The organism is Terrisporobacter muris, from assembly GCF_024621905.1.
In the GTDB taxonomy this organism is placed as follows: Bacteria; Bacillota; Clostridia; order Peptostreptococcales; family Peptostreptococcaceae; genus Terrisporobacter; species Terrisporobacter muris.
The window spans coordinates 1-2,389 of sequence record NZ_JANKBY010000441.1; the positions used below are offsets into that span (position 1 = coordinate 1).

The 2,389-nt window shown below is 29.4% G+C and carries 2 protein-coding genes; one reads left to right on the plus strand and one right to left on the minus strand.

The annotated features are described in order from the left end of the window. Positions 1-704 precede the first annotated feature (704 nt). Entirely contained in the window at positions 705-1,832 is a 1,128-nt protein-coding gene (locus NSA58_RS18935; protein ID WP_257560846.1) for a C40 family peptidase, read from the minus strand. 365 nt (positions 1,833-2,197) lie between these two features. On the opposite strand from NSA58_RS18935, the gene NSA58_RS18940 reads away from it, so the two are divergent. Next, on the plus strand, positions 2,198-2,389 hold a 192-nt coding region (locus NSA58_RS18940; RefSeq protein ID WP_257560848.1), incomplete at its 3' end, for a hypothetical protein.

The window sequence follows — 2,389 nt, forward strand, 5'->3', positions numbered from 1 at the left end:
TCCTCCTGACAAGTTAGAAAAACTTCTATAACTATAATCATCTAAACCTACTTTTTTTAACATTTCTAATACCATTTTTAAATCATCCTTGGAATAGTCTTCAATGACAGATTTATAAGGATATCTTTATGTTCTACAATATAGTTCTTTACCATCACTTCTAAATCATCTTGATATTCATAAAACCCCTCATCTAAAATATCTAAGTTAATAATTTCCAAATCAATAAGTATTTTTTCTCGTATTGTCCTATTTTGGGGCATGTAGAAGTATTCTAAATCAGCTTCAGCAATTATACTTATAACACTATTTTACTTTAATGCCCATTCACACATTGATTTAACAGCTTCTGTCATATATACATTACGCTCAGACTTTTCACTTAATCCATAGCAAACCTCAACATTTTTATTAGGAACATATTTAACCCCTGCTGAACCTACTACTATCCTATTTGGAGAAGATAAACTTTTGTTGCTCCAGCTTTATAATAACAGTTTAATTCCTTTTCAAGTTCAATAATATCATAAATATTTTAAATATATTATATTTATTTACATTTTATCTAACTTGTAATTTCATATCACGCTCTTTATATCTACATAAAAGTACCCCAACTGTTAGAATCTTGGTCCAACAATTGGGGTACAATACATATTTAATATGTCCTTTATAATCAATCACTTTCTAATTTATAGTTAGTATTATAAAACTCTTTTTGCTCTTACATATGCATTATTCCAGTAAGAAGTTTCTATACTAACTTGTACTATTTTCTCCTTTGATGAAGATGCGTGAATCATCTCTCCATTTCCAACATATATACCAACATGTGATACTGCGCCATTGTTAGATCCACTAGTGTCAAAGAATACTAAGTCTCCTGCTTTTAAGTTACTTTTACTTACAGTAGTACCATATCGACTTTGGTCTGATGATACTCTCGGTAGTGTTACGCCAGCTGCATTTTTATATACATAGTATGTAAGTCCTGAACAGTCAAATGAACTTGGTCCCTGTGCTCCCCAAACATAAGGTTTCCCTAATTGCTTAGCTGCAAGGTTTAAAACTGCATTTACTGATGAACTAGTTGAACCAGATGAATTAGATGAATCTGATGAACCAGTAGATGGTTTTTTACTGCTTAAGTATTCACTTGAAACATATCCTTCTACTCCATTTGCTGTTATTTTACTCCATCCATTACTTGTTGAATGTACAGTTACTGCTGTTCCTTTTGATAATTTTGTTATTTTTGAATAACTTGTACCTGGACCTTTTCTTACGTTTAATCCAACATCTGGTGTTACATACATAGTTTTTGTTGTTGAAGTTGATCCATTTGAACTAGATGGTTTTTTACTGCTTAAGTATTCACTTGAAACATATCCTTCTACTCCATTTGCTGTTATTTTACTCCATCCATTACTTGTTGAATGTACAGTTACTGCTGTTCCTTTTGATAATTTTGTTATTTTTGAATAACTTGTACCTGGACCTTTTCTTACGTTTAGTCCAACATCTGGTGTTACATACATAGTGCTTGTTGTTGAAGTTGATTGTTCTTTTTCAAGGTAATCACTGCATATATAGCCAGTTTTAGAATTATATTGGACTTTTGTCCAGTTTCCACTTGATGATAGATAAGTAACTTTTGTTCCCTCATCTAATACACCCATAGAACTATAATTTGTACCAGCTCCAGTTCTAAAATGAACTCTAGCCGTAGTTACTCTTATTTCAGATGCATGAGAATCTGTTACATCTGATAGTGGTACAACAAGTGCTGAAGCTAGCATTCCTGCCATTATGTAATTTTTACTTATACTCATAATTTTATTCTCCTCCAAAATATAAATTTATACAAAAGTATACATCCTATTGGAATTAATTACTTTATGTTACATAGTATAGCATAATTTACATATTTTAAAAATATTTTTTGTAACTTTTTCGTAACTTTTATGACATTTTTGTAACTTTTTTCCAAAATTTCAACTTATTGTGTTAAACTTATCTCATAATTGTCCAACATATCCATATCTTTTAATACTAAAAAAAGCATCTTATATTGATGCTTTCTTAGTTCGAAATATTTCTTTTGTATGTACATCTGATACTGGAACTAATATCAATCGATTTGTTTGGATATTTGTTAATGTATTCATATAATATATGTTTTTTAGGAGGTGCTATTGTGTCTGCAGGTGCTGCTGTTTTGTTTGCAATATCAATTGTTATTTTTACTTTTATTTTAATTATTTTTAATACATGTGACTATATGCTTATTGATAAGATTTTTTCTAAAATAAGCAAAAAGAAGCAGTATATGATATCTTTTATTGCAATTGTATATCTTTTAGTTTATCTCACTTTAAATTTATATAAT

Coding starts and splice junctions, on each gene's coding strand:
- NSA58_RS18935 (WP_257560846.1), bottom strand. CDS start 1,832: ATGAGTATAAGTAAAAATTACATAATGGCAGGAATGCTAGCTTCAGCA.